The organism is Sulfurospirillum tamanense, assembly GCF_016937535.1.
Lineage (GTDB): Bacteria > Campylobacterota > Campylobacteria > Campylobacterales > Campylobacteraceae > Sulfurospirillum_B > Sulfurospirillum_B tamanense.
In genome coordinates this window covers 147,047-169,626 of record NZ_JAFHKK010000002.1, presented here as the reverse complement: position 1 = coordinate 169,626, position 22,580 = coordinate 147,047, and the positions used below count along the sequence as shown (strand labels likewise).

Annotated in this window: 24 protein-coding genes and 1 tRNA gene; 10 read left to right on the top strand and 15 right to left on the bottom strand. The window is 48.1% G+C overall.

The window, feature by feature from the left end:
• The first annotated feature begins 7 nt into the window (after positions 1 to 7).
• From JWV37_RS01970 to JWV37_RS01960, 3 genes are read left to right on the top strand one after another with little or no spacing between them, the layout of a single operon-like run.
• Positions 8 to 391 (top strand): hypothetical protein, encoded by a 384-nt coding sequence (locus JWV37_RS01970; RefSeq protein WP_205457970.1) that lies wholly within the window; start codon positions 8 to 10, stop codon positions 389 to 391.
• Positions 379 to 1,227 (top strand): zinc metalloprotease HtpX, encoded by an 849-nt coding sequence (gene htpX / locus JWV37_RS01965; RefSeq protein WP_205457969.1) that lies wholly within the window; start codon positions 379 to 381, stop codon positions 1,225 to 1,227. Before JWV37_RS01970 ends, htpX begins: the two co-directional genes overlap by 13 nt.
• A gap of 5 nt (positions 1,228 to 1,232) precedes the next feature.
• Positions 1,233 to 2,462: a GGDEF domain-containing protein gene (locus tag JWV37_RS01960; protein ID WP_205457968.1), complete on the top strand. Its 1,230-nt coding sequence runs from the start codon at positions 1,233 to 1,235 to the stop codon at positions 2,460 to 2,462.
• Here the strand turns inward: JWV37_RS01960 and JWV37_RS01955 are convergent.
• Genes JWV37_RS01955 through JWV37_RS01945 form a run of 3 tightly spaced genes read right to left on the bottom strand, consistent with a single transcriptional unit; the run spans position 2,430 to position 4,678 of the window.
• Positions 2,430 to 3,467, bottom strand: coding sequence for an alanine racemase (locus tag JWV37_RS01955; protein ID WP_205457967.1), 1,038 nt, complete (start codon positions 3,465 to 3,467; stop codon positions 2,430 to 2,432). The two genes, JWV37_RS01960 and JWV37_RS01955, sit on opposite strands and share 33 nt — an antisense overlap.
• Positions 3,467 to 3,703, bottom strand: coding sequence for a hypothetical protein (locus JWV37_RS01950; RefSeq protein ID WP_205457966.1), 237 nt, complete (start codon positions 3,701 to 3,703; stop codon positions 3,467 to 3,469). Before JWV37_RS01950 ends, JWV37_RS01955 begins: the two co-directional genes overlap by 1 nt.
• Positions 3,704 to 3,712: 9 nt before the next feature.
• Positions 3,713 to 4,678, bottom strand: coding sequence for a L,D-transpeptidase family protein (locus tag JWV37_RS01945; protein ID WP_205457965.1), 966 nt, complete (start codon positions 4,676 to 4,678; stop codon positions 3,713 to 3,715).
• Between the two features lie 265 nt (positions 4,679 to 4,943).
• Between JWV37_RS01945 and JWV37_RS01940 the strand changes: the two genes are divergently transcribed.
• Genes JWV37_RS01940 through JWV37_RS01915 form a run of 6 tightly spaced genes read left to right on the top strand, consistent with a single transcriptional unit; the run spans position 4,944 to position 9,811 of the window.
• Positions 4,944 to 5,306 carry an NADH-quinone oxidoreductase subunit A gene (locus JWV37_RS01940; protein ID WP_205457964.1) on the top strand — a complete coding sequence of 121 codons (363 nt, stop codon included), beginning with the start codon at positions 4,944 to 4,946 and terminating at the stop codon, positions 5,304 to 5,306.
• Positions 5,297 to 5,818, top strand: coding sequence for an NADH-quinone oxidoreductase subunit B (locus tag JWV37_RS01935; protein ID WP_205457963.1), 522 nt, complete (start codon positions 5,297 to 5,299; stop codon positions 5,816 to 5,818). Before JWV37_RS01940 ends, JWV37_RS01935 begins: the two co-directional genes overlap by 10 nt.
• The gene (locus JWV37_RS01930) at positions 5,811 to 7,454 is read left to right on the top strand and encodes an NADH-quinone oxidoreductase subunit D (protein WP_205457962.1); all 1,644 of its coding nucleotides are present in this window, start codon (positions 5,811 to 5,813) and stop codon (positions 7,452 to 7,454) included. Before JWV37_RS01935 ends, JWV37_RS01930 begins: the two co-directional genes overlap by 8 nt.
• Complete coding sequence (nuoE, locus tag JWV37_RS01925; RefSeq protein ID WP_205457961.1) at positions 7,451 to 7,927, top strand: NADH-quinone oxidoreductase subunit NuoE; 477 nt, start codon at positions 7,451 to 7,453, stop codon at positions 7,925 to 7,927. Before JWV37_RS01930 ends, nuoE begins: the two co-directional genes overlap by 4 nt.
• On the top strand, positions 7,924 to 9,150 hold the full coding sequence (gene nuoF, locus JWV37_RS01920; RefSeq protein ID WP_205457960.1) for an NADH-quinone oxidoreductase subunit NuoF: 1,227 nt from the start codon (positions 7,924 to 7,926) through the stop codon (positions 9,148 to 9,150). The genes nuoE and nuoF overlap by 4 nt, the downstream gene beginning before the upstream one ends.
• A gap of 10 nt (positions 9,151 to 9,160) precedes the next feature.
• Positions 9,161 to 9,811 (top strand): Crp/Fnr family transcriptional regulator, encoded by a 651-nt coding sequence (locus JWV37_RS01915; protein WP_205457959.1) that lies wholly within the window; start codon positions 9,161 to 9,163, stop codon positions 9,809 to 9,811.
• Between the two features lies 1 nt (position 9,812).
• On the opposite strand, the gene JWV37_RS01910 is transcribed toward JWV37_RS01915, so the two are convergent.
• Genes JWV37_RS01910 through JWV37_RS01875 form a run of 8 tightly spaced genes read right to left on the bottom strand, consistent with a single transcriptional unit; the run spans position 9,813 to position 18,616 of the window.
• Positions 9,813 to 11,288, bottom strand: coding sequence for an NADH-quinone oxidoreductase subunit N (locus JWV37_RS01910; RefSeq protein ID WP_205457958.1), 1,476 nt, complete (start codon positions 11,286 to 11,288; stop codon positions 9,813 to 9,815).
• A complete protein-coding gene (locus JWV37_RS01905; protein WP_205457957.1) occupies positions 11,285 to 12,748 on the bottom strand; it encodes a complex I subunit 4 family protein in 1,464 nt (487 codons plus the stop codon). The genes JWV37_RS01910 and JWV37_RS01905 overlap by 4 nt, the downstream gene beginning before the upstream one ends.
• A complete protein-coding gene (gene nuoL, locus JWV37_RS01900; protein WP_205457956.1) occupies positions 12,748 to 14,589 on the bottom strand; it encodes an NADH-quinone oxidoreductase subunit L in 1,842 nt (613 codons plus the stop codon). The genes JWV37_RS01905 and nuoL overlap by 1 nt, the downstream gene beginning before the upstream one ends.
• Positions 14,586 to 14,900, bottom strand: a complete 315-nt coding sequence (gene nuoK, locus JWV37_RS01895) for an NADH-quinone oxidoreductase subunit NuoK (protein ID WP_205457955.1) — start codon at positions 14,898 to 14,900, stop codon at positions 14,586 to 14,588. The genes nuoL and nuoK overlap by 4 nt, the downstream gene beginning before the upstream one ends.
• Positions 14,897 to 15,394: an NADH-quinone oxidoreductase subunit J family protein gene (locus tag JWV37_RS01890; RefSeq protein ID WP_240331947.1), complete on the bottom strand. Its 498-nt coding sequence runs from the start codon at positions 15,392 to 15,394 to the stop codon at positions 14,897 to 14,899. Before JWV37_RS01890 ends, nuoK begins: the two co-directional genes overlap by 4 nt.
• The gene (locus tag JWV37_RS01885) at positions 15,394 to 15,888 is read right to left on the bottom strand and encodes a NuoI/complex I 23 kDa subunit family protein (RefSeq protein WP_205457953.1); all 495 of its coding nucleotides are present in this window, start codon (positions 15,886 to 15,888) and stop codon (positions 15,394 to 15,396) included. The genes JWV37_RS01890 and JWV37_RS01885 overlap by 1 nt, the downstream gene beginning before the upstream one ends.
• The gene (locus JWV37_RS01880; RefSeq protein WP_205457952.1) at positions 15,889 to 17,172 is read right to left on the bottom strand and encodes a complex I subunit 1/NuoH family protein; all 1,284 of its coding nucleotides are present in this window, start codon (positions 17,170 to 17,172) and stop codon (positions 15,889 to 15,891) included.
• Positions 17,165 to 18,616 (bottom strand): NADH-quinone oxidoreductase subunit G, encoded by a 1,452-nt coding sequence (locus JWV37_RS01875; protein WP_205457951.1) that lies wholly within the window; start codon positions 18,614 to 18,616, stop codon positions 17,165 to 17,167. Before JWV37_RS01875 ends, JWV37_RS01880 begins: the two co-directional genes overlap by 8 nt.
• Before the next feature lie 162 nt (positions 18,617 to 18,778).
• Between JWV37_RS01875 and JWV37_RS01870 the strand changes: the two genes are divergently transcribed.
• Positions 18,779 to 19,264, top strand: a complete 486-nt coding sequence (locus JWV37_RS01870; protein WP_205457950.1) for a hypothetical protein — start codon at positions 18,779 to 18,781, stop codon at positions 19,262 to 19,264.
• A gap of 8 nt (positions 19,265 to 19,272) precedes the next feature.
• Here the strand turns inward: JWV37_RS01870 and JWV37_RS01865 are convergent.
• The 4 genes from JWV37_RS01865 to rpsL all read right to left on the bottom strand — a co-directional run bounded on the left by JWV37_RS01865 (position 19,273) and on the right by rpsL (position 22,479).
• Positions 19,273 to 19,349, bottom strand: a tRNA-Arg gene (locus JWV37_RS01865).
• 59 nt (positions 19,350 to 19,408) lie between these two features.
• Positions 19,409 to 21,487: an elongation factor G gene (fusA, locus tag JWV37_RS01860; protein WP_205457949.1), complete on the bottom strand. Its 2,079-nt coding sequence runs from the start codon at positions 21,485 to 21,487 to the stop codon at positions 19,409 to 19,411.
• A 71-nt stretch (positions 21,488 to 21,558) separates the two neighbouring features.
• On the bottom strand, positions 21,559 to 22,026 hold the full coding sequence (gene rpsG / locus JWV37_RS01855; protein ID WP_205457948.1) for a 30S ribosomal protein S7: 468 nt from the start codon (positions 22,024 to 22,026) through the stop codon (positions 21,559 to 21,561).
• Between the two features lie 78 nt (positions 22,027 to 22,104).
• Positions 22,105 to 22,479: a 30S ribosomal protein S12 gene (gene rpsL, locus JWV37_RS01850; RefSeq protein WP_205457947.1), complete on the bottom strand. Its 375-nt coding sequence runs from the start codon at positions 22,477 to 22,479 to the stop codon at positions 22,105 to 22,107.
• Positions 22,480 to 22,580 lie beyond the last annotated feature (101 nt).

Here is a 22,580-nt window from a genome sequence, read left to right as displayed (position 1 = left end):
AGACTCCATGCTTTTAATCGGTCACCGTTTGGTTCCTTTTGAGCCCTTGTACCCCATTGAGACTGCTGATGAAATTGTGCTAACTCCTGCAGGAAGCACGGTTTTGTTTGAATATTCACCCGATTTGATTTGGCATTGCCAGGAAAATCGCATCTCTTTTGCTTTACATGTAAGCGCTGCAACTGAAGCTATTATTGGCAATGGCGCGGGGGCGCATTTACTCATCGCCTCCTCCCATCTAGTGCCAGAGCTTCAAGAGCTAGCCGAACACTATTTGTTTGATGCCAAAATTGCCCTCATGATTGACAGCGAAGAGGGCATTGCCCTTGCGGCCCTTAAGCGGGTTGATGCGGCTATTTTGCCCGAAGGAATCGTGACATGGAAATCGTAAAAACCGCCCTACTAATGATAGGGCTTACCCTGCTTCTTGTGGTCATTGGCGGTCTTTTTGGTGGCCAACAAGGCATGTTGCTTGCACTCATTTTTGCCACGGTGATGAATTTTTTTAGCTACTTTTACTCCGACAAGCTCGTCTTGCGCCACTTTAAAGCCGTTGAAGTAACCGAACATCAAGCCAGCGGGCTTTTTCGCATTGTACGCCGCTTGTGCGAACGCTCCAACACGCCCATGCCAAAAGTCTACATCATCAAAGACGCCACCCCTAACGCTTTTGCCACAGGACGCAATCCAAGCAATGCGGCAGTGGCGGTCACCGAGGGGCTACTAAATTTGCTCGATGAGAATGAAATCGAAGCCGTGCTTGCGCACGAACTTAGCCACGTACGCCATTACGACATCCTCATTGGCACCGTTGCAGCCACCGTGGCGGGTGCCATTGCCATCTTGGCCAACATGATGCAATTTAGTGCCATGTTTGGGCGCAGTGGCAACCGCAATGTGCACCCCGCGCTCATGTTTTTGATGGCTATCTTGTTGCCCATTGCCGCAAGTGTCATTCAAATGGCCATCAGTCGCAACCGCGAATACCTTGCCGACGCAGGAGCCGCACGCCTAACAGGCCATCCTGAATGGCTCCAAAGCGCACTAAGCAAACTGGAAAACTACAACCGTCGCACCACCCTCAAAGAGGCCACACCCCAAAGTGCCCATATGTTTATCATCAATCCCTTTGCGGGCAAAAAAATCGACTTCGGCGCTTTGTTTGCCACCCATCCCTCCACCCAAGAGCGCATCGCACGCCTTGAACAGCTCAAACACCAAAGATGACATTAATGCATCCAAAAAGTACGGTTATTTTTGCCACTTTGGCAGCAATTGTTCTTTATTTGGTCGTAGATATTAGCCTCTTTCATGCCAATATGCCTTTTTCTGTTGCCCTTGGAGAAAACCTTGGAGCAAGAGCGGTGGTGGTTGGCCTTTTGGTTTTTTTGGGGGGCATTGCTTTTTTCCTTCTTTCTAAAGACCAAGAAGAAGTAATTACTCCTCAAAAAGAGGCTAGTTTGCATGAGGCTATCGTTGGGATTATTTTTTCCCCTGCACCTTTACATGTAAGGCTTGAAAAAAGCTTGCAAATGGTCGCCAAAGCCCTAAAACTAGAACAATTAGTCATCATGCAGTATCAGTCTGAATCACTCAAGCGACTCTATCAACTCAACGAGACACACCCCATAGCGCAAACCCTCATGCTCTTAGACCAAGCGCCCCATTCTCCCTTGGAAAAAGAGGTGCTCAATTTTCATGAAAAAAAAGAAGTGTCGCACACTCTACTGCTACATCCTAGTGGCCACGCCGTACACTTTGCTTTACTCAAAGCCGAACACTTACTTAAACCCTCAGGAATACTAAGTGCTGTGTTTCAAAAAGGCACAACCCCTTCTCTTAAGGAGAGTGAGGCATTGAAGTTTTTGGCTCAAAATATTGCCTTTGCCCTCAGTGTTGCTCAGAAAAAAGAGGCGATTTTAAGAGCCAGTGAGCAACAAGTTGACCAACAACTTGACGAAGACCCGCGTTTTAATATTTTTACCAACTTTAAATTGCGTCAAATTATTCTTTATGAAATGAAACGCAACCAGCGTCACAAAACTGACCTCTCCCTCTTGCTATTTGGAATCGACCACTTCGCCAACCTTCAAGGCATGCTTTCCCAGAAAAAAGCGTTGGAAATTCAAAAAGAGTTGGTAGCTCTCATTAAAGCAAGTTTGCGCAACACGGATGTTTTTGGCGTGTGGGATGAAAATATTTTTGCGATTGTTTTACCTGATATTCCCTTTCAATCCGCCAATGCTCTCTCGCAAAAACTCGCCCTTCTTATCTCTAAAAAACGTTTTGAAGGGGTGGGAAAAATTACATGCAGTTTTGGCATTACGACATTTATGTCTCCAGAAGACACCATTGAAAGCTTCCGAAGACGCGCAGAGAGTGCTCTTGAAAAAGCGCACAAAGAAGGGGGAGATAAAACCGAAATAAAGCTACTCGTCTCGACCAATCACGACACGCGATAGCCACGGAGAAAGACGCGTAAGCACCTCATAAGTAATGGTGTTGGCCGCCTGCGCCATGGATAAGGCATCGGAAAACACACACACTTCATCCGCTTCTCCCTCACTACTAAAGCTGTCCATGGAGACCCGACCAAGCAGAGGCTGACCCTCTTGAAGCAACACCTCTTTAGTGCCATCAAAGCGAAACAGTCCGTCCCCATACCCCACATCATAAGTCGAAGTAACCATAGTGTGCGGCACTTCAAACATGCCCGCGTACCCTACTTTTTGGCCTTTGTGCAAGGTGCGCGTACTCATGCGTTTTGCCCACAGTGCTAACACGGGCTTTAAATCAAACGCACCCAACAATTTTGGCATGTCCGTGTAGCCGTAGCTTGAAATGCCCACCCGCGCCACATCGTCATCAAAAGCGCCATTATGGCGCAATAATCCCGCCGAATTGCATGCATGAAACAGCGGGAGTGGCAACCCAAGTCGTGTTGCGAGAGTACGCACGTTGTCTTTAAGGGCATCAAAGCGTGCACGTTGCACAAAGTAATCACTTCCCAACACATCAGCACTGTGAAAATGGGTAAACACACCCTCAAGCACCAAATTGTGCCGTACAATAACCTCAAAGGCACGCGTAAGCTCAGAGGGAAAAATCCCATTGCGATGCATGCCTGTATCAATGTTTAGGTGCACCACCGTGCCAGAAGGAACCGCTTCGAGGCTTTCCATGGAGTGAATCGCAAAGGCCAATGCGCCGCATGCGGAGGAATTTGGGAGATCAGAAAGCACCAATACGCGCTCAAACAATCCTTCGATCTTCAATCCCTCCGCGCAATCTTTTACTGCCGCATACCGCACACCTACCGCTGCCGCAAGAGGCGCCATCTGACTAATACCGTGCCCGTAGGCATTGTTTTTTAACACCACCATGAGCTTTTTCATGTCACCACATTTACTAGCCAAAAGCTCTAAATTGTGGCGGTAATGGTGAAAATTGAGGGTAATGCGCGCCATTAGCTCGGGCTTAAGTCATACGTCCGAATCAGTATAGCGGCACATTTTCGCGCTTGATAATCTAGCTTGTAAAAGTGTTCGTAAACCGCCTTGGCATCCAAAGTCGGCGCTTGTGAGAAATCAAATCCTAGGCCGCTGGGGTCTTTAGGCAAGGTAGCGTCCAAATGGTCCAAAAAGGCTGTACGTACCTGTGCGAATTTTTTTAGCTCTTCTCTTACACTTTCTTTATCTTCCACAGTTTCTCCTTAGCGTTCGACTAGTATTTTCATTTGATTGTTTGAAAAATCCACGTAAATTTCTTTGTTGCCCCGATGTTGGTAGTTTTTTGTTTCGTAAGTTTGATGGTAAGAAACACGAAACAATGGGCGTCCTTCTTCGTTAGGATAAGGGACAACAGCCAAATCATTAAACAAAATCATTTTGTCTTCGTTGCGTGAAAAAATCGTGCGTTTCATGCGGGTAAACTCTTCCAAGCGCATCCCGTCAAACCGCCTAAAATCTTCATGGTAAAAAGTCATATAGCGGTTTACATCGCTGTATTTCCAGGCATTGCGCCACTCAAACACCTGCGTCAACAATGCTACGATGGTTTCTTTCTCAACTTTAGGCTCGCCCGCTTCTGAAATCAATGTGAGGGTTTTTTTCTCTTGCACTTTGGCGTCAAAAATATCCAACAAATCATTAGTCATAACCACACAGCCGCGCGTGTTTTGGTCGTACCGCTGGGCACTGTTGAGGGGATGACCGTGAATCCAAATCCCATAACCGTCTTTTCCCATGCGCTTATCCATGATGTTAGGATAAGAAAGGGCAAAAGCAATCTGCCCGTAAAAAGGGTCGCTTGGCACAAAACGGCGCACCACTTCATACACGCCTACGGGGGTTTTCAAGTCACCCTCGCGCTGCTTGTCTCCCCCGATGCCGGTGATAACAGGATGCTGCATTTGCAACACAGGATTGCCTTTTTCAAACTCAAAAACCTTGAGTGTGTCGGCCGTTTTATCCACCAACACCAACATAGGCTCACGCTCATAATACCCTAGCGAAACATCTTTTTCGCCAATAAAAGCATCCCAATACGCACGGCTTTGCAACACTTCTTCTGCTTGCTTTTCAAGGGCAGCAACCCCTTGCGTACGATAGGTTTCCACTAAAGGAATCGCCCAAAGATGTGCCCACACAATACTACTAATCAACAATACTCTAAACACCGACATTCCTTATGGTTTTGGGATTTAACAGCTCCTGCAAAACGTGTCACACAAGAGCCTTTGGCATAAAAGGTGATATTATAGAAAAAATTCACTTATAGTTGGTTTTTGTAGGGGAAAATAGGTCTTTTTGACCTTTACATGTAACCCTTTGAAAAGCATAATGACATTTTCTAAAACCCGATAATCAATCTTTCTGTTTTACATCCCCTTTAAGTACCCTGTGATACCATGATTTCACAAAATCACACAAAAAAGAATTTGCATGTCCCCAGAACTGCTTCTTGCTTCTCTTTCCCTTTTCTTCCTTGTCCTGTTGTTTCCTGCCCTCTTTCTTGCCACCCAAAAGCTCGGCCCGCGCTCCACGGGTAACCAAGCTAAAAACCTCACCTACGAAAGCGGTGTTACGGCACCCTGTGGCAAGCCCAATGCGCCTGTTGGCGTGCGGTTTTACCTCGTGGCTATTTTGTATGTTATTTTCGCCATTGAGGTGACGTTTATGTTCCCATGGGCCGTGAATTTGCGCACCCTTGGCACCTCTGGACTTTTTGAAATGTTTGCCTTTATCGGGATGCTATTGGTGGGCTTGGTGTACGTGTACTGGAAAAAGGCTCTATCGTGGCAGTAGGGGCAGAAGCCATCTTTGGAGACAGCGTCATCACCACGCGCCTAGACACGGCCATTAACTGGGCAAGAGAGTCTTCCATGTGGCCTTATGTTTTTGGGACCGCCTGTTGCGCTATCGAGTTTATGAGCGCAGCGTCAAGCCAGTATGACCTCTCCCGTTTTGGAGCCGAAGTTGTCCGCTTTTCCCCACGCCAAGCGGATTTGATGGTCGTCGCGGGCACCATCACTTACAAACAAGCCCCCATCTTAAAGCGCATCTACGACCAAATGCCTGAGCCAAAATGGGTCATCAGTATGGGCGCGTGCGCGTGCAGTGGCGGGTTTTACGACAACTACACTACCCTTCAAGGCATCGACGCAGTGATTCCTGTGGACGTCTACGTCGCAGGGTGTCCGCCCCGTCCTGAAGCCTTTTTAGACGGCCTCATGCGTATCCAAGCCCTGCAAAAATCCCAAGAATCCATCCTCAAAGACCGCGTAAATCGCACCTTTAAAGGACGCCTTGATGGTTGAACTCGCCTCTTTACCCAAAGACACCAACGGGGCCTATGAAGTTGAACACGCTTCCCTTGTGGAGATTGCAACGCACTTAAAAGAAACCTTAGGTTACGAACTCTTGCTGGACATCACCGCCATAGACTACCTAGGACTTCCCGACACTCCCAAACGCTTCGCCCTCATTTATCTTTTTCGCAACCTCACCACCCCTGAACCCATCACCCTAAAACTGTGGGTGCAAGAGCGCGTACCAAGCTTGTGCCACCTTTACCACAGCGCCAATTGGGCAGAACGGGAAGTGTGGGACCAGTACGGCGTTGCCTTTGAAGGCCACCCCAACCTCAGACGCATCCTCAACCACCACCAATTTAAGGGCCATCCTTTGCGCAAGGATTATCCCATCACCCAAGGGCAGTGGTGTGAAACGACCGATGATTTGATGGACCAAATGCACCTGCGTTTAGCGCACCATAAACTCCCTTCATTTAAAGAGTTTAACTTTTTAAACCTCGGGCCCGCGCACCCTGCCACCCACGGAACCATCCGCACCCTTGTGGCTTTGCACGGCGAAACTATCCGCGCGGCGGTGTGTGAGATTGGCTATTTGCACCGTGGGTTTGAAAAATCCTGTGAAAACCACACCTATAATCAAATCATCCCCTACACCGACCGCCTTAATTACTGTTCCGCCATCTTAAATAACATCGCTTTTGCGCACACGGTAGAAGGCATGCTGGGGCTCACCTTGCCCGAACGGGGAGAGTATTTGCGGGTCATCTTAGGGGAACTTAGCCGTATCATCGACCACCTCGTTTGCCTCGCCGCGGGTCTTGTGGACATGGGCGCGCTGACGAATTACTGGTACCTATACAACCCGCGCGAAAAAGTCTACACCCTCTTTTCCAAACTTACAGGTGCCAGACTCACCAACTCGTTCATGCGCATCGGCGGCATGGCCCATGATACGTACGAGGGGTTTGAAGCGGATGTGGAAGCGTGTTTGAGAGAAATCGAAGCAGGTGTTTCTGACACCCTAGGACTTATCACCCACAACCGCATCTTTCACGACCGCACCCAAAACATAGGGGTTATCTCTGCCAAAGATGCGTTAAATTACGGCCTCACAGGGCCGAATTTGCGCGCATGTGGCGTGGCGTACGACCTGCGTTCCGTGGCACCCTATTCGGTATATGAGCGTTTTGATTTTGAGATTCCAGTAGGGAGCGTAGGGGATGTGTATGACCGCACCATGGTGCGTTTTGAAGAAATTGCCCAAAGTGCCTCTATCATCCGCCAAGCCCTTAAACAGCTTCCTGGTGGGCCCGTGTGTGCGGATGTGCGCTCCGTGACCTTGCCTTCAAAACAAGAGGTGTACACCACCATCGAAGGGGTCATGAACCATTTCAAGCTCGTGTATGAGGGCGTACATGTACCGCCCAAAGAGTACTACCGCGCTATCGAAGGAGCCAACGGAGAGTTGGGATTTTTTATCCACAGCGATGGAAGTGGCACCCCTCGAAAAGTCAAAGTACGCCCGCCTTGTTTTCCCGCCATGGCGGCCTTGCCCCACCTCATCGAAGGCGGGATGATCGCCGATGCGGTGTTGGCATTGGGGAGTCTAAATATTGTCGCAGGAGAATTAGACCGATGAGTTTTTCCCTTACCCCAGAAAATGAGACCAAATTTGAACACCTGCGCACCCGCTACCCTTCCCTTCGGGCGTTAATGCTACCTGTTTTGTGGATGGTGCAAGAACAAGAAGGGTGGGTTTCCTCCGAAGCCATGGAATACCTCGCCCAAAAACTCTCCATCACCCCCACGGAAGTGTACAGTGTGGCTTCTTTTTACACCATGTTTCATTTTAAGCCCATTGGCACGCACCATATTCAAGTGTGCAAAACGCTTTCCTGCATGCTTGGAGGGAGTGAGAGCATCCTTGCCTACCTTGAAAAAACACTGGGCATCACCTGCGGTCAAACCACACCCGATGGACGCTTCACCCTCACCCAGGTAGAGTGTTTAGGGGCGTGTGGTGGGGCACCTTGCGTGTGCATCGACACCACCTACTACGAAAGCGTCAGTGAAGCCACCCTGAGCGCTTTACTAGAGGAGCTTCGTTCATGAGATGTTCACTTATTAGCCGCTTGTTTTCCATCCCCGGTGCACACACCCTAGACATAGCAAAAGCCAATGGACGCTACGGTTCTTTGCCCAGACTCTTTTCCCTGACCCCTGAAGCGGTCACAGAAGAGGTGGTTAAAAGCGGTCTGCGGGGCAAAGGGGGCGGGGGTTCTCCCACGGGTGAAAAGTGGCTCCTTATGCCACCCCTTGATGACAAACCACGCTACCTCGTCGTCAACGCCGATGAGAGTGAACCAGGCACCTTTAAAGACCGCCAAATCTTGGAATACGACCCCCACTTGCTGATTGAGGGCATGATCGCGAGTGCGTACGCTTTACATGTAAAGCACGCGTATGTGTACATTCGGGGTGAATACCACTTTTGGGCGGCACGCTTTGAAACAGCGCTCAAAGAGGCGTATGGGGCTGGCTTGCTTGGAAAAAGGCTAGACATCACCTTGCACAGAGGCGCAGGAGCGTACATTTGTGGCGAAAAAACTGCCCTGCTTGAGTCTTTAGAAGGCAAGCGTGGGCACCCAAGACTCAAACCCCACACCAAAGAACCCGAGTGGCTTTTTGGACACCCAGCGGTCGTCAATAACGTCGAAACCATCGCTTCTGTTCCCTACATCATCGAACACGGCTTTGAGGCGTACCGCGCTTTTGGCACCCCCCAAAGTCCAGGCACCATGCTCTTTGGCCTTAGCGGTCACGTCACAAACCCTGGCATCTACGAACTGGCTTTTGGCACCTCTATGCAGTGGTTTTTGGACGAAATTGGCGGGGGCGTGAAAGAGGGAAAAGCCCTCAAAGCCATTGTTCCTGGAGGCTCATCGTGTTCCATTTTAAAAGGCCAACACATTCCTAATGTGACGCTAGATTATGAATCCTTAAAATGTAGCAACTCTACCCTTGGTACAGGGGGTATGATTATCATGGACGAGACCGTGAGCATCCCCAAAGCGATGAAAAATCTGCTAGAATTCTACCACCATGAATCCTGTGGCCAGTGCACGCCCTGTCGCGAGGGCACAGGTTGGATGGATCGCATTTTGGCAAAAGTGCTTAACGGCCGAGGAAAACGCAGCGACATTGACTTGCTTTTGGAGATTAGCATGACCATGAATGGAAAAACAATCTGTGTTTTTGCGCCCGCAGTGGCAGACATGGCGGTGAGCTACATCCACGCGTTTCCCGAGGAGTTTTACGCCCTTTGCCCCAGCTAAGGAACCTTACATGTACCACTCTCTTGAAAACATTTGCCTCTTTAGTTCACTCAGCAAAGAGCAACTCAAGAAGCTTCACCAAATCAGCACCATCAAGCAGTTTAAAGAGGGCAATATTCTGTTTTACGAAGGAGAAGAGCCAGGGTATTTGTACTTTTTACTCGAAGGCTTGGTCAAACTCTACCGTTATGATACCAAAAACACCATCACCATTTTAGACTACTACTACACCCAAGCCCTCATCGGAGAGGCCGCATCCTTACAGCGCACGCCCTACCAAACCACCGCCGAGTGTGACACGGACTCCACGATTCTCATGGTCGAGTACGAAGAGTTTGCCAAACATTTTTTGTGCGACCCTGACGTGGCTATTCAGCTCATTATGCAGTTGGTTAAAAAAGTGAAGGCATTGATGAACAACCGTGTCCCCCAAACGTCCATGCAAAAAATCGCCCAACTCATTCACGAAAACAGTGAACTCTTTACCAAAATCAAAAAATACAAAATCGCAAGCATTCTTAACATGGCCCCTGAAACCTTTTCGCGCAACCTCAAAAAGCTCAAAAAAGAGGGGATTATCGCCTACACAAGCACCACATTTGAAGTGCTAGATGCCAAAAAGCTCTGTACCCTGTACGATACATGTAAAACCCTCAGATAGGTCAGTGCAAAAACAAAGACTTGTGGGCAATGGTCGCTAAATCCATAATCACATCGACCCCGCCGATGCCTCCTAGGACAATCACAAAGGCCAAGGTTCCAATGATTTTAGGCGTAATACCCCGAAATACCGGCACTGTGGTTAAGGTAGCGGAAGGGTAAAAATACATCATGGCGATGAGTTTAAAATAATAATATACCGACACAAAAGTCGCGAGCATCGCAAAGACCGCCAAAGGCGTATAGCCCGCTTGAATGGCTCCCGTGAAAATGTAAAACTTCCCAATAAACCCGATGGTCGAAGGAATCCCCGCAAGGGAGAGCATAAACACGCTCATGGCCGCAGCCATGTACGGATGCAACAAGGCAAAGCCCTTAAAATCCTCATAACTGATGCGCAATTTATCATCGGAGAGAATGTATGAGAGCAAGCCAAAAGCCCCCACAGCCGAGAGAAAATAGGCCACTTGGTAAAAGATGATAGAAGAAGCCGCGTGCTGGGGCAAGGCATCCGTGGATAAAAAAGCGATGAGCAAATACCCTGTATGGACGATGGAAGAAGCCGCCAGTAAGCGCTTGATGCTTTGCTGGATGATGGCCATCAACGACCCATACACCAAAGTACACACGATAACACCCACAAGCAACATGTTCCACATCGCCTTAATGGACTCAAATTCCACAAGCATCAACCGCAACATAAACCCAAACACCGCAATCTTAAAAGCCGCCGCCATAAATCCCGTCACGGGCAACGGCGCCCCATCGTACACATCAATCGCCCACCCTTGAAAAGGAAACGCGGCAATTTTAAATAAAAAGGTGATTAAAATCAGCGTCCCACCGATGCGCACCAACATTAAATCCTCCAAAGGGCGAGTAGTGATTACATGTAAAAGTTCCCCAAGGCGTGTCGTTTGCGCTCCCGCGTAAATACACGCAACGCCGAGCAAAAACAAAGCACCCGCCAAGGAACCCAACACAAGGTACTTGTAGGCCGCTTCCGTGCGTTTTTCGTGGCTCTTGTGATACCCAATCATCACATACACGCTAATAGAAGCAATCTCAAGGGCAATAAACGCCACCATGAGTTCCCGTGCCTGAGTAAGCACCATCATCCCAAACACCGAAAACAAAAAGAGCGCAAAAAACTCTCCCTTATAGTAACGGTGGATGATAAAATAATGCTGCCCAATCAAGACAATCAACACCCCTGCGATGAGCAAAATCGCGTTAAAATACCCCGAGTAGCTATCAGCAATGAGCATCCCACCAAAGACGTTTGGCAACAATTCCACTGCGTACAATTGCCCCAACAACGCTAACTGAAACACCGAAGCCAACCCTAAACACCCAAGGGCAATGTACGAATACTGACGGATATTTAAAAGGTCTTTGGCCCCCAAAAGCATCAGCACAGCACCGCCAACTAGGACAATCAATAGCGGCATGAGGTGAAGCATCGCGACATAACTCATTGCACGCCTCCTAAAATTCCACCCAAGTAATCTAACACCGTGGGTTCGATTTTCGCAAAAAACCACTCAGGGTCTAGTCCCATCGCCACGATTAACAGCGCGATAGGCAAAAGGCCAAGGCCTTGCTTCCACGACAAATCTACCATCATTGTTGCGCTTTCTTGCTCTTCTTGGAGGGTCACTCTCCCGAACATCCAGAGCATAAAACTCGCCGCCACAAGCACGCTGAGTGCCGCTACCATTCCCGCAGGAATGCCCACGTGAAACACGCCCAAGATAATCAGCAATTCCGACACAAAACCGCTGGTTCCAGGTAGCCCCACGATGCACAGCATAAACAGCGCAAAATAGACCGTAAACACCGGTGCCCTTGTAGCAATCCCACCCAACGCACGAATGGATTTTGTTTTGGTGTGAAACTCCAAATGCCCCACCAGTAAAAAAAGACCGCCCGTGGCCATGGCATGGGCGACGATAAGCAACAACGCACCCATCATGCCGTACACATTTAAACTAAACACGCCCACCACAATAAACCCAAGGTGGGACGCGGACGAGTAGGCCAAGAGTTTTTTCACATCATCTTGCATGAGCGCGGCTATGCCAAAATAGACCAAGCCAAACAGCCCCACGCCCATGACCCACGGAGCAAAATAGACGCTGTGTTCGGGAAAAAGAGGAAGTACAAATCGAATCACCCCGTACACGCCCAGTTTTGCCATGATGGCAGAAAGAAGAAAGACGCCGCCCGTGGGTGCGTTTGAGTAGGTTTTAAGTAGCCACGTATGAAAAGGAAAAAGAGGGATTTTAATGGCAAAGGCTAGCATAAAGGCACCAAAAAGCCACGCCCGCTCATTCCAACTCAGGTGGGTCAGGTGAGTCAAATGGGAAAGTTCAAAGCTCCAGTGCCCAAATTCCCTCGCATGGGAGGCGCCGAGGTACAAGATGGCAATAAACATGAGCAAGGAACCAAGCATCGTGTATAAGGTAACTTTGAGGGTTGAAAAAACCTTATCTCCCGTGCCAAACATCCCTACAATCATAAACACAGGCAACAGCATGGTTTCCCAAAAGAGGTAAAACAAAATCAAATCTTGCGCCATCAACGCTCCAAGCATGCCCCCTTGGATGAGCAACATACTCACCCAATAGCCCTTCGTGCGCCCTTTCCACAGCAACATGTACGCACAAGGCATGAGGGTGGCGATGAGCATTAAAATGATGAGTGAAACCCCATCAAGGCCCACAGAATAGCCAATCCCATAGGTTGTAATCCACGGCAAAAACTCCTCAAACTGCATCCCGCCCACGGGTTCAAACTGACCGTAAAGGCTCAAAGACAAGAGAAAAATCACCACACCCGTCACCAACGCGCCGTTACGTGTTTGCGTCGCATTTACGGGCAAAACCAACAAACAAAAGGCTACGGCAATGGGGAGAAAAATGAGCACACTGAGCATTACAACACCCCCAACATGTAAAGGGACACTGCCCCAACACCCGCTAATATTGCAAAAGCATAGGCGCGCACGTTTCCATTTTGGAGTATTTGGGCACGCTGTCCAAGGCGTACCGCACCCCAACATACGCGCATGATAGTCCCATCAATCCCGCGATTATCTGCTACTTTTGCAATCCACGCGCTCACCCATTGCAACGGACGCACAATGCCCCAAGTGACCAGCGTGTCTAGGTAAAAAGCGTTTCCTCGCACGGAAGGGGCGTTGGAAAATCCTTGCTTAAATTTCCAATATGCCAACCCAATGCCTCCCAAAACAGCAACCGCATTACCCGCCATTAAAGCGTATTCCACCGCGTGCGAAAGGTGGACTTCACCCCCAAACCAACGCCCTATCCAATTCTCTCCGCCCAAAGCTTCAGGCACACCAATCCACCCAGCACCCACCGCACCAAACGCCAAAACAACCATGGGCCAACGCATGCTCACAGGCACTACATGTAAAGGTTCCTCTGTCGCGGGAGAGCCTTCAAATACAAGAAAAAAGAGGCGAAACATGTAAAATGCTGTTACGCCTGCCACCGCTACGCCCAACGCCCACAAGCCGTAATGGCCTTGGTCAAAAGCGGCTATTAAAATCGCGTCTTTGCTAAAAAATCCTGCCAGCGGGAAAATGCCACACAACGCCAAGGTTCCCACAAGCATCAGCCCATACACCAACGGTAAACGCGTGCGAAGGCCACCCATTTTAAAGATATTTTGTTGATGCCCAAGGGCTACGATCACCGCCCCCGCACCCAAGAAAAGTAAGGCTTTAAAAAAAGCGTGGGTAAACACGTGAAACAATCCCGCCCCATAACTTCCAATACCCACCGCCACAAACATATACCCAAGCTGTGACATGGTCGAATAGGCCAGAATTTTTTTGATGTCACTTTGGCGCGTTGCCACAAGGGCCGCAAAGAGCGAGGAGCCTGCACCAATGTAAGCAATCCACAACCCCACAGAAGGAATCAAGTCATACAAAAATCCAAGTCGGGCGACCATGTACACACCCGCCGTGACCATGGTCGCAGCGTGAATAAGCGCGGAAACAGGTGTTGGCCCTGCCATCGCATCAGGAAGCCATACATGTAAAGGGAGTTGCGCAGATTTTCCCATCGCGCCGATAAAGAGCATCGCGCCGATAAAATGCAAGGTGCCGCTTTCCACAAGGTGGATATTTTCCTCTAACGACGCATAATCAAACCCCGCACTTCCTATCATCACAAACAGCGTACACAACCCCACGATAAACCCAAAGTCTCCCACGCGGTTTGCTAAAAATGCCTTATTGCCCGCTTCCACATTGGCGCGTTTTTGATGGTAGTACCCAATGAGCGCGTAGGAACAGATTCCCACGCCTTCCCAACCGATAAACATCACCACAGGCGAACTGGCAAGTACGAGTACGAGCATCGAAGCAAGGAAGAGATTGAAAAAAGCAAAAAACTTTCCAAAACCCGCATCCTTGGCCATATACCCGCCCGCATACACGTGGATTAACCCGCCAATAAAGGTGATAAACAGCGCCATAAACAGGCTCAACGTATCGCCCATAAAGCCCATGCGGATGTGAAAATCCCCTACATGTAACCATGTATAAGCTTCGTACACCACAGGGGCTTGTTGTTCTAAAAAAGTTTTTAAAACCCAAAGACTCATCACAAAACTCATCCACGGTGTTGCTACACCAATAGCAAAAAAAATCTTCCGTGAAACAGGCCTTACATGTAAGGAAAAAAGATACAAGCCTCCTAGCACAATCGCCCCAAGCAAAGGCACGAGCACAATCCACATCATCGTGTCCCCTTAGGACGCAAGGTATTAAATCTATCAATGTTCAGAGTGCGTCGGTGTTTCACAAGGGTCACAATAAGAGCCAAAAATACCGCCGCTTCCGCTGCGGCGATAGCGATGATAAGCAAGGCTATCACTTGTCCATCACTCCCTTCATGGTAGCGCGAAAGCCCTACTAGAAGAAGATTGACTCCATTTAGCATCAGTTCAATACTTAGATAGACCACAAAGATATTTTTACGCGACACCACGCCCAAAAACCCGATGCAAAACAACACCAAGGCCACCAAGGCCACCCCTTGAACGCTCATCATACGCGTTCCTTTTTTAGCAATACCACCGCGCCCACAAGTGCTGCGAGTAAGAGCAGAGAGATGAGCTCAAAAGGTAAAACCCAGTCCTTAAACAGTGCCATTCCAAGCCCGTGAATGCCCCCAAAGCCCTCCCCAAGAACGACGAGCTTTTCACTACCCAAGGTGTTAAAGCCACGCATACCAAGAGCGACCAGTGGTGCTAAACACACTGCACCTAGCACAAGGGCTTTACCTTGGCCTTTCTCATCGGGCAAATGGGACGCTTGGACGTTGAGCACCATGATGACAAACAAAATTAAGGTAATCACTGCCCCTGCGTATAAGATGATTTGCACCATGAATAAAAACGTTGCGCTCAACAAAGCAAACAACCCCGCCAAGGCAACCACTGTTGCAATAAAACTCACCCCTGAATGCACGGGTTGTTTAAGGGTAATCACCCCCACGGCCCCTGCAATGGCGATGACTGAAAGCGCCCCAAACACAAACTCCATCACACTCCCTTTGGCGTTGCGAGCAACGTTTCTTTGGTACGTATAAACGCTTCCCTGTTTTCAGCCACGACGCTAAAAATCCCGCTGTCCATACGGATAGCATCGCACGGACACGCTTCCACACAGGCTCCACAAAACACGCACTCAAGCAAGTCAATATCAAAGCGCTCGGGCTCTTTTTCGTCCACCCCATCTTCGCGCTCTTTGGCTACGATAAAAATACACTCCGCTGGACAAGCTGTGGCACACATAAAACACGCCACGCACCGTGCACTTCCGTCTTCGCGCTGGGTTAATCGATGCACCCCACGGTAGCGCAAAGTAATATCTTCGGGTTGCTGTTCAGGGTAGCTCAACGTTTTAATGCGTTTTGAACGGGTAATATTGTCCCAAAAATGGCCAAAGGTGATCCCAAGCCCTTTAAACAGTGCGGGCAAAAAAAGTTTTTCTTTCCAAGTATCTCCATGGCGCTTAATCTGTTTAGTCGGTTTCATTTACCACCCCATTCCCACAACCACCAAGGCCGTGATGACCACATTGGCCAAAGCTAAAGGCAACAACACTTTCCAGCTGAGCATTTGTAAATGGTCATACCGAAACCGTGGTAACGTCCATCGCACCCAAATGTAGACAAAATTCATGGCGTAGACCTTCATGGCAAAGGTGAGCACTTGAAGGGCGGCAACGCTGATACTTGTGCCATTTTCCCCCAAGCCACCCAACACCATCCATGCTAATCCAAGCTCTAAAACCACGGTCATACCGATGAAGACGCGGGTTAAATAAAAAGTTTCTTTGGCACGGGGATCAAGGGGGTCAATCCAACGGTTTTGGCGTCGCATCCAGCCAATAAACAAGCCGCATAGTACAGGCAACACCACCATAATAACCCCAAGAACTTCACTAATATGCCCTTTTAAAAAAGCAGTTGAAGCCCACGGAATCTGATAGCCGCCAAAAAAGAGGGTGACGATAATGGCACTTGAAGCGCACATAGCAATGTATTCGCCCACAAAAAACAATCCAAAACGCATGGCAGCATATTCCGTGTGAAACCCACCTACAATCTCACTCTCCCCCTCCGCCATGTCAAAGGGCGCACGGTTAGTTTCTGCAAAGGCGGTGATAATGAAAATAAGTGCCGCCAAGGGCTGAAGCACTACGCCCCACGCAGGAATCACCCCAAAGAGCAGTTTTCCCTGAAACGCAGCAATCTCACTCAAATGCACCGATCCGTACACGATGAGCATGGACACCAAGGACAAGCCCATCGCCGCTTCGTAGCTCACCACTTGTGCGCTTGCGCGAAGGGAACCTAAAAGGCTATATTTATTGTCACTCGCCCACCCCCCTAGTAAAATCCCATACACCGACAATCCTGCAAACGCCAAAAACCATAAAAGTCCAAATTCAATGGGCAAAGCTTGCATGAGGTAACGGTTGCCATCTAGCACCAAAACATCGGCCAAAGGCATCACCATAAAGGTTAAAAAGGCGCACACAAAGACAAAAGCGGGCGCTAGGGTGTAGATGAGATTTTGTTTGATGTGGCTAGGATGAAAGTCTTCTTTAAAGGCAAGTTTAAGCATATCTGCAACAGACTGCACGAGTCCAAAAAGGCGAATCCCTCCGATGTGGCAACGGTTAGGGCCAAAGCGGTCTTGGATGAGGCCCGCGACGCGACGCTCCATCCACACCAGTATGGGCGCACCACCCAAGGAAAGCAAGGTCGCCAACAGAATGTTTACCACCACAACCCATACGTTTGGCTCACCCATGGTGCAACCACACTTCTAGTTTTTCCATCGCTTCTTCCATAAACGCAGGCGAATAATCAAAAATGCGCCCCAATACCGCGACCAATGAGAGACGTGGGGTGCTTTTGTCTAACCCCGTGTGGCTTGTTTGCAAGACTCCACCTTGTGCCATAAACCGCCCGCTTCGCTCAAAATGAGAAGCAATAGGCAAACTCCACTGTGCTTTTTGGGATGTTTCGTGGGCATGGATGAGGCCAAAAGGAACACGATGTTCCGTACAGGCTTCCATCCAGCGATGCACATCTTTTTGCCCAATCAATACCGCAAAACGCGCTTCTTTCAGGGCAACTTCGGGGTCAGTGATGCATGTAAATCCAAGCATTTTCACACCCTGAATATTCATCTCGCGATCACGAACACGCAATAAATCATCCTCAAAAGCAGAGTCAAGTTGGTAACTCACATACACCTTAAGGCCCAAAGCACTCTCAAAAAAACGCGCCGCCCACAACTCTTCCAAACTTGCCGAAGCTGAAATCACCACCACACTAAGCGGATGCATAATCTCTTTTCTGGCTTGCTCAAGCGCTTCTTCAAAGGAAATGTGTGTGCCCTTACTGTACGCTTCCACGGGCCGTTGTTGGTTTTCTTTTTCATAGAGCATGCGCCCCGCATCACACATAAAATGCCCATTAATGGCTTCATTAACCCGTGGACGAATGCGGTACATTAAGTCGTCTTCGTATTTTGCGCGGTGGTGGTCTACAAAGACGCTACATCCCCTAGCGCATCCTGGGCAAATGGCCTCAAAGCTACGCAAAAACCACACCCGCTTTTGAAAGCGAAATGCCTTGCTCGTAAGCGCGCCCACAGGACACAAGTCCACCACATTCATGGCATAAGCGTTGGTGAGTGTTTTACCTGGATATGTGTCAACCACCGCCCCATCTCCTCGTCTAAACACGCCAAGTTCATGGGTTTTAGTGATGTTCGCAGTAAAGCGTACACAGCGGGCACACAGCACACAGCGTTCTTGGTCTAGCATCACATTAGCCCCAAGGTCTACGTGTTTTTTTCCTTGAACCTTTGAGGTTTCAAGGCGACTTTCGTATAAGCCTGTTTCCATGTAGTAATCTTGGAGTTTGCATTCTCCGGCTTGGTCACAAATGGGGCAATCGACGGGGTGATTAATGAGTTCAAGTTCTAAGATAGAGCGTCTGACTTGCGTAACAGCGGGAGTATTTGTACGGACAATCAAACCCTCTTTCACGGACGTATCACAGGCAATCTGCGGGCGTTTTTTGCCTTCAATTTCCACCATGCACATGCGACAGTTTCCGTCTTTCCCAAGGGCTGGATGGTAACAAAAATGCGGGATAGAAACCCCTTGTCCAAAAAGGACGTCAATCAAGAGTGTATTTTCTTTTGCTTCGACCCATTTTCCATTGATGGAGATTTGAACCATGTGGCACATGCCTTCGGAATTTTTTACATGTAGTGTACAAGCTTGGCACTTCAAGGCGCCTGTTATCCTTAATATAAAACACTCTCCTTAGGAAAAGTGTAATTCAACCGACTTTTATTCCTCAAAAGATACACTTTTACACTTTACATGTAAAGGAATGCGGTGAAAAAAACAGGACGTTTTTACCTCCTTTTAATAGGTCAATTGCTTGGCATTGGGGTGGTTTTGGGATTGATTTTTGTAGACAGCACAACCCTAGAGCGCTGCTTTGAAAAAGAAGTGCATTTTGCCTACCAGCCCCAAGAGTGCGACCTTCGCATCTCTCCTTGTGAAATTTTTCTGCCAGATGGCGCCACCATGACACTTGGTATCGAGCCACAAGGGATCCCTCTTATGACGCCACTAACTTTCTCTTTGCACACCACCGGCATCAAAAATGCAACACTTCCCCTTAAGATTTATGCAACCAACATGGATATGGGCGTGCACCGCTTTACTTTTTCACAAGAAAGAGAAGGGCTCTACATCGCCAAGGGCATTCTACCCACTTGCATTGCAGGCAACATGCGTTGGCATGGCGAAGTAGTATTGGAAAAACAATTTGAAGGGAAAAAGATGGGGGGACAGTTTCGGTTTAAAACAAAGTAAGGAGGAAATGGTGTCCCCAGCAGGATTTGAACCTGCGGCCTCAGGATTAGGAATCCTGCGCTCTATCCAGCTGAGCTATGAGGACAAGGGGCATAAAAAAACGCACACCCCAAGGTAAAGGGGTGTGCGCAGTAAAAAAGGAGGTTAACCTTTTCGTTTTTTGATAATTTCTTCTGCAACGTTCTTAGGAACTTCTGCGTAATGGTCAAATTCCATAGAGTAGCTTGCGCGTCCTTGGGTTTGGCTACGAAGGTCTGTCGAGTAACCAAACATTTCAGAAAGCGGGCAGAACGCATTGACAATTTTGTTGCCACTGCGGTCATCCATAGAATTAATCTGTCCACGGCGTCGATTAAGGTCGCCGATAACATCACCCATAAAGTCTTCTGGTGTTTCCACTTCTACTTTCATCATTGGCTCAAGGATAACTGCACCTGCTTTGCGTGCACCTTCTTTAAAGCCCATGGAAGCCGCCAATTTAAAGGCCATCTCAGAGGAGTCAACATCATGGTAAGAACCATCATACAAGGTTACTTTTACGTCCTCCATAGGATAGCCCGCTAAAACACCACCTTGCATTGCTTCTTGGCAGCCTTTGTCAACTGCAGGAATATATTCGCGTGGAATAACACCACCTTTAATGTCGTTCACAAACTCATAACCTGTGCCCGCATCTTTTGGCTCAAGACGCAAATAAACATGGCCAAACTGACCACGGCCACCTGATTGCTTAGCGTATTTATACTCTTGCTCAACACTCTGGCGAATAGTTTCACGGTAGGCAACTTGAGGTTGGCCCACTTCTGCATCTACCTTGAACTCGCGAAGCATACGGTCAACAATAATCTCAAGGTGCAATTCACCCATCCCTGAAATAATCGTCTGGCCGCTCTCTTCATCTGTTTTCACACGAAAGGAAGGGTCTTCTTGGGCAAGTTTTTGAAGAGCAATACCCATTTTTTCTTGATCAGCTTTTGTTTTTGGTTCAACTGCTACAGAAATAACAGGATCTGGGAAATCCATACGCTCTAAAATCACCCTGTCTTTTTCGCCCGTGAGTGTTTCACCTGTCAAGGTATCTTTAAGACCAACAACCGCGCCAATTTCACCTGCGTAGAGCATTTTAATCTCTTCACGTTTATTGGCATGCATTTTAAGCAAACGACCAACGCGCTCTTTTTTACCCTTAATGCTATTGTATGCGTACGTGCCGCTCTCTAGTTTTCCTCGGTACACACGGATAAAAGCCAACTGTCCCACAAATGGGTCTGTCATAATTTTAAACGCAAGCGCAGCAAACTCGCCATCATCAGTGGATTTGACAATGGTTTCTGTGCCATCTTCGTATTCTCCACGGATATCAGCTACTTCTATAGGAGATGGCATGTAAGCAACAACTGCGTCAAGCATTGGTTGTACACCTTTGTTTTTAAAGGAGGTGCCACAAATCATAGGAATCATCGTCATGGCAAGACATCCTGCTTTAATACCTGCTACAATTTCTTGCTCGGTAAGTGCTTCGCCCCCAAGGTATTTTTCCATAAGCTCATCACTGGTCTCAGAAACCGCTTCTACCATTTTTTCACGGTACTCTTCGGCTTTCTCTTGGAGTTCTGCAGGAATATCAACCACATCATAACTTGAACCCATGGCGGCTTCATCTTCCCAGACGTAAGCTTTCATAGTTACAAGATCAACCATTCCCTTGAAGTTTTCTTCTGCACCAATAGGGATTTGAATGGGCACAGGGTTGGCTTTAAGGCGTTCTTTAATTTGTTTTTCAACATTGTAAAAATCCGCACCAACGCGGTCCATTTTATTAACATAAACCATGCGGGGAACACGGTATTTGTTTGCCTGACGCCAAACGGTTTCGGATTGGGGCTGCACACCACCAACGGCACAAAAAACAGCAACGGCGCCATCGAGTACACGCATGGAACGCTCAACTTCAATAGTAAAGTCAACGTGGCCAGGTGTGTCGATGATGTTAATTTGATGCTCTTTCCATGCACATGTTGTCGCAGCTGAAGTAATGGTAATGCCGCGCTCTTTTTCTTGTTCCATCCAGTCCATGGTTGCAGCACCATCATGTACTTCACCAATCTTATGAGAAATACCTGTATAAAAAAGGATGCGTTCCGTAGTTGTTGTTTTTCCCGCATCGATGTGGGCAGCAATACCGATATTTCGTACGCGTTCAATAGGAGTGTTTCGTGACATTTTGGGTTTCCTTTTGTCGTCTTATCATTGGAAGAGAGCGGCCCATTTAGAGGCCGCCAAAAGCTAATATATTACCAGCGGTAGTGTGCAAACGCTTTGTTTGCTTCTGCCATTTTATACGTATCTTCTTTTTTCTTGAAAGTAGCACCACGCATGTGTGCTGCGTCCATTAATTCGTTTGCAAGTCGCTCTACCATGGTGCGTTCACTGCGCTTGCGAGCAAACGTAATCATCCAACGAATTGCCAACGCTTGCTGTCGCACAGGGCGTACTTCAACAGGCACTTGATAGGTTGCTCCACCCACACGTCGACTTTTTACTTCCATGACAGGTTTTACATTGTCGATAGCAGCATTAAAAACATCAATCCCTTTTTCCTCGCCTTTTGTTTCAATCAGGCTGATTGCGCCATACATAATTTTTGTCGCCGTGCTTTTCTTACCATCCAACATTAATGCATTAATGAATTTTGTGATGATTTTGTTGCCGTAAATTGGGTCAGGCAATACCTCTCGGATTTGCGCTTTTCTTCTTCTCATAAAATTTTTCCTTCAAATTGAATGACAATTTTACTCAAATATCACCTACATTCTGAGGGTGACACCTGTGTGTATTGTTTATTTTTTAGGTCGCTTGGTACCGTACTTACTTCTTGCCACTTTTCGATTCGCGACACCCGCTGTATCAAGGGCACCACGCACGATGTGATACTTCACACCAGGTAAGTCTTTTACCCTTCCGCCACGCACAAGAACAATGGAGTGCTCTTGAAGGTTGTGGCCTTCACCACCGATATAGCTAATCACTTCAAAACCGCTGGTCAATCTGACTTTGGCAACTTTACGCAAGGCAGAGTTTGGTTTTTTAGGGGTTGTTGTATAGACCCTAGTGCAAACACCGCGTCGCTGAGGACACTCAACAAGCGCAGGAGATTTTGATTTTTTAATCACCTTTTTGCGCTCATTTCTTACCAATTGGTTAATGGTAGGCACATTTATTCCTTCTCGTTATAGAGTTTGTATCGATAAAAATACGCGCTATTTTATTTAAAAATGACTTAAAAAAAGGTTAATTTAAGGGGAAATAAGAGAAA